Annotated in this window: 9 protein-coding genes; all 9 read right to left on the bottom strand. The window is 29.9% G+C overall.

Annotation, left to right across the window (positions count from 1 at the left end):
• Positions 1–252: 252 nt before the first annotated feature.
• Entirely contained in the window at positions 253–876 is a 624-nt protein-coding gene (locus Q0828_RS22365; protein WP_298426915.1) for a hypothetical protein, read from the bottom strand.
• A gap of 403 nt (positions 877–1,279) precedes the next feature.
• Positions 1,280–1,768 (bottom strand): hypothetical protein, encoded by a 489-nt coding sequence (locus Q0828_RS22360; protein WP_298426912.1) that lies wholly within the window; start codon positions 1,766–1,768, stop codon positions 1,280–1,282.
• A gap of 844 nt (positions 1,769–2,612) precedes the next feature.
• Entirely contained in the window at positions 2,613–3,872 is a 1,260-nt protein-coding gene (locus Q0828_RS22355) for an AbiH family protein (protein ID WP_298426909.1), read from the bottom strand.
• Positions 3,873–4,043: 171 nt separating this feature from the next.
• Positions 4,044–4,499 carry a hypothetical protein gene (locus tag Q0828_RS22350; RefSeq protein ID WP_298426906.1) on the bottom strand — a complete coding sequence of 152 codons (456 nt, stop codon included), beginning with the start codon at positions 4,497–4,499 and terminating at the stop codon, positions 4,044–4,046.
• A 149-nt stretch (positions 4,500–4,648) separates the two neighbouring features.
• Positions 4,649–5,014 carry a hypothetical protein gene (locus Q0828_RS22345; protein WP_298426903.1) on the bottom strand — a complete coding sequence of 122 codons (366 nt, stop codon included), beginning with the start codon at positions 5,012–5,014 and terminating at the stop codon, positions 4,649–4,651.
• Positions 5,014–5,397 carry a hypothetical protein gene (locus tag Q0828_RS22340; RefSeq protein WP_298426898.1) on the bottom strand — a complete coding sequence of 128 codons (384 nt, stop codon included), beginning with the start codon at positions 5,395–5,397 and terminating at the stop codon, positions 5,014–5,016. Before Q0828_RS22340 ends, Q0828_RS22345 begins: the two co-directional genes overlap by 1 nt.
• A gap of 118 nt (positions 5,398–5,515) precedes the next feature.
• The gene (xerA, locus tag Q0828_RS22335) at positions 5,516–6,802 is read right to left on the bottom strand and encodes a site-specific tyrosine recombinase/integron integrase (RefSeq protein ID WP_298426895.1); all 1,287 of its coding nucleotides are present in this window, start codon (positions 6,800–6,802) and stop codon (positions 5,516–5,518) included.
• A 263-nt stretch (positions 6,803–7,065) separates the two neighbouring features.
• Positions 7,066–8,256 (bottom strand): hypothetical protein, encoded by a 1,191-nt coding sequence (locus tag Q0828_RS22330; RefSeq protein ID WP_298426893.1) that lies wholly within the window; start codon positions 8,254–8,256, stop codon positions 7,066–7,068.
• A 69-nt stretch (positions 8,257–8,325) separates the two neighbouring features.
• Positions 8,326–8,610, bottom strand: coding sequence for a hypothetical protein (locus Q0828_RS22325; RefSeq protein ID WP_298426890.1), 285 nt, complete (start codon positions 8,608–8,610; stop codon positions 8,326–8,328).
• Positions 8,611–9,013 lie beyond the last annotated feature (403 nt).

Raw genomic sequence — 9,013 nt, 5'->3', positions numbered from 1 at the left:
TATTTATCTGTTAATTCCTGAATAATACTCATTCGTTCAAAGTTTTCTCAAATTGCGCCTAACGGACTTGTGTATGAAACGTAGCGTGTAAAAAGACACTAACTTTTCGGATAAACAAAGAGCCGAATTTTTATATTTTGTTTTTATTTTTTCTCTTTTAAAAGCCAAATTAAAAATTTGGAGGACTTTCTAAATATACACAAACCTATGGGTTTAGCGTTTATTAGCTATGTTTTATACACCGTGTTAGGCTTAGTAATTTTTCTCAATTTCAGTATATCTAAATGTTCTTAAATTCTTTCCTCTTAATTGTGGTTCAACATAAACTTTAAAATCATTTGCATTATATCCAATCTTAAATTTTGTTTCAGAAAATTCGTGTTCCAAAAGTTCAAATCGTACAATTATTTCCTCTATTTTTTGAAAATCTTCGAGTTTTGTATTTCCATCACCTCGACTCCATTTTAAGGATTTAGGTTCAGTTTTTTTTTGAGTTATTTTTACTTTTCCATCAGCAAACTTAAATATCAAATCAAAGAAAAGCTCCACAGCTTGATTCTCATCTTCTGTTACGTATTCAATTCTTTTCCGCCATCCTCTATTTCCAGCCAGAGTTTTTTCAATTGCTCCAGTTAACCAAGTATTAAAATATTCTAAACTCATTTTATTTGGAAAAATAATTTCATTCGATTCAGATGCAGTTTCAAAACCATAGATAAAAGCTTCTAAATGAGCTAATGTCAACGGTTCCTGAAAGTACATTTTAGGTCTTTTCTTGATATGTTCTAATGATTCGAAGAGTGTCATTTTCTTATTAAGCCTAACGTCTCTTGTATGTTGCGTTTGCCTGCCGAAGGCGGCATATGCAATATACAAATTGTTAGCTGTTTTTTATTTTTTCAATTTTTTCAATTCCATTTGAGTCATTGATAGTACTGAAAGCCTCAGATAGAATATTTAATAGTTCGGTGTTTAGTTTTTCTCGATTCTTTTTGATTTCTTTTCTAAAATCCCACGAAAATAAATATCTACCTAAACCAATTTTTGCTTTCAGATCAGTACTTGATTTGTGAAAAGAATCAAGAATTGATTCAAGTTTATATTCATCAAGGAGTTTCTGAGAAACTGATTCATACATTGGATAAGCAGACCATAAGTTATTGCTCGTTCCAAAAGACTTGAGCAGTGCAGTAATTAGGTCTTTTTCATTATTGAATTCTCTTGTTAAATCACTTTTTAACTTAGATATATAGCTTTCATCAAAGTCATTTATTTCATTTCAATATTTTGCGAAACTGTTTGGAGAATTGGCAAGCCAGTTATTAGATTCCTTTTCAGATTCTTCTACACGTTCGTAATCTAACTTTTTTTGTTCTAAGGGTTCCGTTAAACCTAAATCAAATAATAGTTCAAGAAGCTCATCAGGATATTTTAATTCTGCATCACCTGTCCATTGATGGAAACGGATAGAAACTCCATGATGAAATCCTATAGTTGACTTTAGTTCATTTCCTTGGAAAAGCTCAATAGCATAATCTCCAAGACACATGCAATGAAAGTCTTCGGTAGGCTCTTTGATAGCAATCAGTCTTCTGAAGTCTTCAACTTTAGATAGCTCGTTAATTGTCAAAACCACATCGTTAGATAATGCTTTATCTTCGTGTACATCGTCACTTTTGATTAAAATGGTATCAATATCTAAAAACAAATTGTTGAGAGATTTATTACTCGCTTTTATCTTTCGATTTTTTGATTTGAATAGTTTCATTGTCTCAATTACAGCTAACGTTTCAGCTATGCAAAGTATTGGAATTTGAAAAATGATTTTCCAGGTTTGCTGTAGCCAGTTTTTTTGTTTCGATTTTAAATTTATCTAAAAATCTTAACTAAACAAACAGGCGAACTTCTTTAAATGACCTGCTCTTCCCTAACCCAGCAAAACCAATATTTTGTATAGCGTTTGTTGTGCGCTGTTTAAAGCTTTTTTGAACTTTGATTATAGAGTTTCTTTTGATTAAATGTTCGAACCTCTAAAAGCGATTTTTAAATCTTCTAATTTCTTAATTCAATTGATTCTGGTGAAAATTACTAACAAGCGACTGAATTAACTTAAGAGCAAATTCAAACCACAACATAGACGAAAATTTACAACCACAAAATTTGAATTTCATGTTTAGAAAAGTTGCTCAGAGTGAATCAAAATTGCAATTCAATTTAATCTTCGATTTTTTAATTTTTCACCACGAGAGTACGTAAATCTGTCTTGGAAACTTCGTTAAATCTAAAATCGCTTTTTGGGGTTGTCGGGAACTTGAGTAATTGCAAACTTTTCCCAAAACAAAGTTCTAAATCACTTCGCAACTACGCTCTACAATCCAACTCTACGACGCGAAGTTATGCTATTGCGCACAACGTTTAGTATAAGAAACGTAGGGCAGGTGATAAGCGATACGTTTCGGATTGGTACTAAGCCAAATATAAATATTTTGCTTTTATATTTTCTTTTATAAACGCCAAATTTTATATTTAGCGGACTTTGTAAATAAACACAGAACTTTCGGTTTAGCGCAAATGCCCTATGTTTTTTATACATTGTTAGCAACTGGCAATTTTCAATTCAACGGTTCACAGTATGTCTTATTTACAACTTTATCTCTCATTAAAGCCTTGTCATTGAAATTCCTAGATATATTCTTAATTATATCACTAAAATTATCCTTACTATCTCCTTTGTTATGATAATATGTTTTAATAGATGCACAATTTTCATTTTCAAAAACTGTATTTAATAATGTACGGTCTGATGTTCCACAAGAATGTCCCATTATCATAATTTGATATTTTCCGCTATTTACAAATTCTAATAATCTTTTGTAATTATCTGTATCTAAATATCTAATTGACTTTATATTCTCTAGATAGTCATTATCGTTAAGTTTTTCAATTCTTTTGTAATCCTCATCTAATTCATCTCCAAAACCAAAAATGATAGGATTATTATCTTCTTTCCTATTACTTCCGTGAATGTGAATAAATTCAGCAATTTTTCCGTTTTTCCATTCTGACTTATGAAAAGGAAACTCATAATGAAGTTCTGTAAATGTGTAGTTAAAATTTAGAAAAAGTGTATGATTTGGAATTAAGTCGAAAAACTTATCAGCATCCTGAGATAAAATTAGTTTCTTAAATTTCTCTTTGTCTGCATCAGCACCAATTGTTTGTATAAGTGCCAATCTTTTTTCTGATAAATCGTCTCTATCAATGTCTCCTTTTCCAAACGGTACAGCATCTTTTAAAAAATCAGCATATTCAGCATCAATTTTTATATTTTGTGAGTTTTCTGAAAAATCTTTTAATTTGAATGAGGAATATATTCTTTGCTGAATTCGATGTCTAGTCCTTGAAAAATTAGCGTGTTCACTTTTATCAAATTCTAGTTCTATTTTTAGAAGATATTCCTCCAATAAATCTTTAACTCTTTCAAAATCTGAATTAAGTTGCTGAATATAGTAGCTAGAAGAAAGTCTTTTGTCAAAAGATTGTTTTAATAATTCATAATATTCATTCTCAATATCTACCCAATTTTGAATATATGCTTTTTCTGAAATTTTCTCTAAAAAAATATTCTTAAATTCTATTTTGGATTTTGCAGCTTTAAGTGTTTTTTTTAAATTAGAATACTCATAACCAGGAAGCCATTGTAAAGGTACGTTTCTAACAATAATGTCTTCGTTTTCGAAAATTTCTTTTCCTTCGAATTTATGGACTTCTGTAATAGTTTTTTTCCAAAAATATTTAAGAAAGTCATTGTAGCTTGTTTTCATTCCGTGAGCTAAATCAAAACCATTCCCTATAAGTATAATTCTATTCATAAATTTCGAAGATTAGTTCTGCTTGTTGCTAACGGTTACGTATATGGAAAGTTGCGTGTTTGTGTGCGAGGATTTTCCGAAGGAAAATCGGAAGCTAGTAAACAAAGCAACTTCCATTGGTTAAGCACAAAATAGCAATTTTTTATATACAATGTTGTACACAGTTTTTTATCAATTTTTATCGATATAAATAATCTCGGGTTCAATAACTTGACATTCAAACATTTTTGGTTGTATATCAAATTTTTTGTACATTTCAATCAATTGATTCCGATTTGTATATTCTGATTCTCCATATTCGAGATAAATTTTAGTATTTAAATCGTTATTCAATTCATATTCCATTTCAAATTCAGAGCAATTCATTCCGTGAATTTTTAGTCGAATTTTGTCGTTTGCAATATCTTTCGACTTTAGAAAAAATATACTAATTCCGTCAAAGTCCGAAATACTTGTTTCAATTCTTCTTTCTCCTGAAAACACTTCAACTATTGAGCCAATTAAAGTATCTTTAGTATGCTTTTCAACAGTTAATAAGTCAACTCTAAACTGATTTTTTTCAGTCGAGTTTTGTCCATTCGTTTGAATTGAAAAAAGAATTATAATTATGTAAATTAGGTGTTTCATGAATTGTGTACAACGGTCTCGGCTATGAGTAGTTGCTTAAAGTATTAAAGATAGCAAAAAGTCACAGCGTGAGGAATATTCGGAGAATATTCCGATTAGCACTTACCTGACTCAAGCAATTACTTATAGCCATTGTTGTATACCGTTTTTTATCTCATGTAATACAGATAAATCGCAAAATTTATAATTTGAGACATATCTGAATCACTTATTTTGCCAAATTTATTTTGGAAATCACGTTTCATTTTAAAATGGTCAAAGTCTGTGAATTCCGCAAATTCCGATTTTGAAGGAATGTAGTATTCTGACTTGTCATAAAGTCTAATCTCATTGAACAAGTCATTTTTCAGGTTTCTGATGTATTCCACTCGTTCTTGGTCATATTCTCCAAGTCCATAATACCTTAATTTCTGCTTAATCTTCTTTTCAGCTTCTTTTAGGTCACAAAAATCAAATTCATAAGCTAAATCACTAAAGCAGACATAGTCATATGTTTGTTCGCTTGTTTCTGCCATTATGATTTAGGATTCATTATTTGTTCAACGTATTTTCTGTGGTTTTTAAATCCGTTTGTCTCTGGATTTTCCAAGTCGACCATTCCGTCAACTCCAGAGTCATAAATTTGCCAGTTATGTTTTTTGGCTAATTCAATTAAGGCATAAATTCCGTTTTCTCCATATAGCGAGAGCATAAAATTGCTCGATTGTTCATTGTCTGCAAAAAAGTCAATCGTAAAGTCAGTTCCGACAATTTCTCTATGGATGTCTTTTTCATTAATTCGGTCAAAAGAAGATTCCAAAATTCCGCTAAAATCAGTCGGTTCCAATTGAGATTCGTCCAATTCCACAACTGAATGTATTTTCTGTTTTGAATTAAAAAGTACAATGTCCCAACTCATTTTTGCGGTTTTTCTTAAATGGTGTACAACGTATGTATATACCGAATTCAGTATATTTCTACTATAACTAAACCTATTTACTTTTAAGAATTTAGTTATTTTTAAAACTACAATTTTCTTATTCAAAATCAAAATCATCCAATGGATTTTTAATGTTTTCAATACCTGTTTGTGTAATATGTGTATAGATTTCTGTAGTTTTAGAATTTTGATGTCCCAATATATATTGTATGTATCGCAGGCTGATTCCTTTTTCTAATAAATGTGTTGCAAAACTATGCCTGAGTGTATGAGGAGTTACTTTTTTTGTAAGACCTGCTTCGTTACAATATTTCTTTATAAACTTTTGAATACTTGATGTTGTATATTTTCCTCCTTTTTGTCCTTCAATTAAATAGTATTCTGGAGCATATTTTTTAGTATAAATTTTTATGAGTTTCCTAGTTCTTTCAGCTAAAGTCACATAACGGTCTTTCTTACCTTTACCAGCTACAATATGTATTTTATTTTCTTCTAAATAAATAGATGATAATTTTAAATTAATTAATTCACTGATTCTAAGACCACAACTATAAATTACAGTTAAAATGGTCTTATGTTTTAAATTGGGAATAGATTTGAGTAATTGAATTGTTTCTTTTTGTGAGAGTACTACAGGTAATGGTTTACTTTTCTTAGGACGATCTATAAAATAGGTTTGTTTTTTTCCTCCTAATACTTTTTCATAATAGAATTTTATGGCATTAATCATTTGATTTTGATAGGATTCACTTATTTCTCTTTCTTGAACTAAATAACGCATGTATGCTCTAATCATTTCATTAGTAATTTCCTGAGGTTGATAAGCATAGTGATATGTAAAAAAAATTGATAGAAAACTTTTGTAAATTTTGATAGTTGATTCACTGTAACGTAATGCTTTTAATTTATCAATTACAATATCAGGACAATCTCTTTGATGTTCTTTTAATATTTGAGTTTTATAAGGCTTTTTAGCTCTTTTTTCTCTCTTATCAATGTAATTGATTTTATAGTTGTTTTCAAGTATCGATTCCAATGTGTCAATATTAATTTCTGTGTAGGGAATTGTCCAATGTTTATATGCTGAATTATAGTAATAATAGCTAAGGGACTTAATAAATTCAATCCCTTCTTGCGTAGGATGACAAGTGATGCGGAGTCTATTTCCTTTGAGAATAATAAATGTAACTTCTTTTTTTGGTTGCCTTGCGATGGATTTTAAAAATGTTCTTGAGGTTTTATTTTTAGGAAACAGCCATTTTTTATGTTTATGAGACCATTTAGAGTGAGAATAAGCCTTGATAAGTCCAATCCTGTTCTCTGTTTGATGAATTTCAACTCCATACCAATATTCATTTTCATATAAAATCTCTCTTACTTTCATAAAAACCTCCTGTTATTATACTAAATAAGAGGAATATACGGAAGTTCTGATTCAATTCCTTTAGTTATTTAATAAGCGTTAGAAATATTTTATGAACGTATGTTTTTTCTAATTATACAACTCAAACTCCTTATTAGTCTCTATCTCTATAAATCTAGGTACTTCACCTGTAAAGTAATTTGGAATACCTTTATTAGTTTCGATGTAGTTGTATACTTGTGGTAATGCAATTTTCCCTTTAACATAAAGCTTGATTTGATCTCTTACTTTTTCTTCGTTTGTTTTTTGTCTGCGTCTTGCACCTGCTTTTGTTGCTCTTTGTTGCTCTTTGTTGCGCGTAAATCTTTATACTTTTGATATTGTTTCAACCATTTCAATGTATAAGCAAAACCGCCTTCACTTGGCAGTTTTCTTGTTACATTAAAATATATACAAGGATAATGGATGCAATATTGTTTTTTACTCTTAAAAAAACGTTTAGCGCGATTAATTCGATACACTAAAAAGCCGAACATATATAGTAATGTTTCTTTTCTTGGAATACTTCCATTAGGATTACGTAAGTACTCATCATCAATTTGAATGTATGCTTTGTGCCAACTACCATAATACACATTCATTCCTTTCCAAATAGGCGCAGCCATCTTTAGAAATAATTGTAAAAGTAATTCTCTGAATTCTTCTCTTGACATCGAACCTTGTCTAGCTTCTACATCTAAGCGCCTGTTCATCTGAGATGCTGAATAACTATAATCGTCATAATGATGTGCTGTTAACCCTTGTAGTAATACAGTTCTATACTGTAGTTGATTTCGCAGATATTTAGATAACTCATTTTTTGGGAAAATTTCGTGCGCGCCTAGTTTGCTTGCGTTTTGATTGGAAAATTTTTGTGATTCATCTCTTATGGTGTTCTTGTAAGTTTTCTTGTTTTTGCTGATTTTTTTATCAGTAAAAGAATTAACTTCCTTCTCATGGGAATGGTTATCAACATTCCCTACTTTCTTTATTATTTCTTTAGTAAATGTTCTTGTATCTTCACTTTTATCCCGAACTTTTTTCGTCAAAAAATCTGTAACCAATTGATTTTCACTTGAAGATAACGACTTATCATGCATTTGAAAAATTGAAGGATTGATAAAGAAGTTAACAGGTTTTTTAGTTCCATGAAAGCTATAATCAGTAATAATTCCTGCATCCCGTAATCTATATAGATGATTCTGAATAGTACATGAAGTGTATGTAACTCGCCGTTCACCGTCATTGGTTATATGAGCTATTCCAGTAGAGGTAATTTTTACTTTTGGGAAAGTAACTGCTAAATTTACATCAAGGTCTTTTAAATGCTCTCTAAGTTCACGTAGTTGATTTCCATACAACCATAGTATTATTTCAAATGTACGTTCGAGAGCTGTGCTAACCTTACTATATTTTCTTTTGGTTAGCAATAACATGTTTCCATTTGTAGACTCAACTAGCGCGTTGTAATCTTGGATAGCTAACCATTTATTTTTTGAGTTTTGTTACTCTTTGTTTTCAAAATTAGATTTAGCAATAACCGAATGTTGTTGTAGATTATTTGTTGCTATAAAATCTTTAACCTTCTTATTATAGGCTACGATATCTTTATTATGCTCTTTTACTAGATCGTTATAGTTATTTATATAACTTCTATATCGTTTTAACATCTGTAAACGATCTTCACTTAGTATATAAGGACGAGAAACTTTCTGTGGAATGCTATCTTTAATGATAAAGTAACTACTCCAATTTTGAAATGCTGCTGTTTTGTTGTGGTCTTGTTGCATTATCAATGTTTTAGGAAGCGATTAATAATGCGTTATGTTCTTCTGCAAATTGACTGATAGCCTTCAAATCTTCAATCAAAAAGTTCGATTTTGGAAACATTGGGGCTACTAAGTAAATCAAGCCTTCACATAAATGTGAGGGCTTTTTTTAATGTCTTTCCTAAAACATTTTGGTTTTATACTCAATCTGTTATCTCTAATGATAAAATTAATTTAGATTGTATATGCATAACCTTACAACTACTTTGAAGTTTTTAATATAACTTTTTCAACAATATCCAATAATTATAGAACGATTTTTTCTCTAAATAAAACTTACTGTAACTACAGGAGAAATTCAAAAAATACAGTTTATATGTAACAATAATTCACTTTTTTATCACATAAGAGTTGAAAACAATCA

Origin of the sequence: uncultured Kordia sp. (assembly GCF_947496985.1) — a bacterium.
Classification (GTDB): domain Bacteria; phylum Bacteroidota; class Bacteroidia; order Flavobacteriales; family Flavobacteriaceae; genus Kordia.
This window is presented reverse-complemented; position numbering and strand designations above follow the sequence as displayed.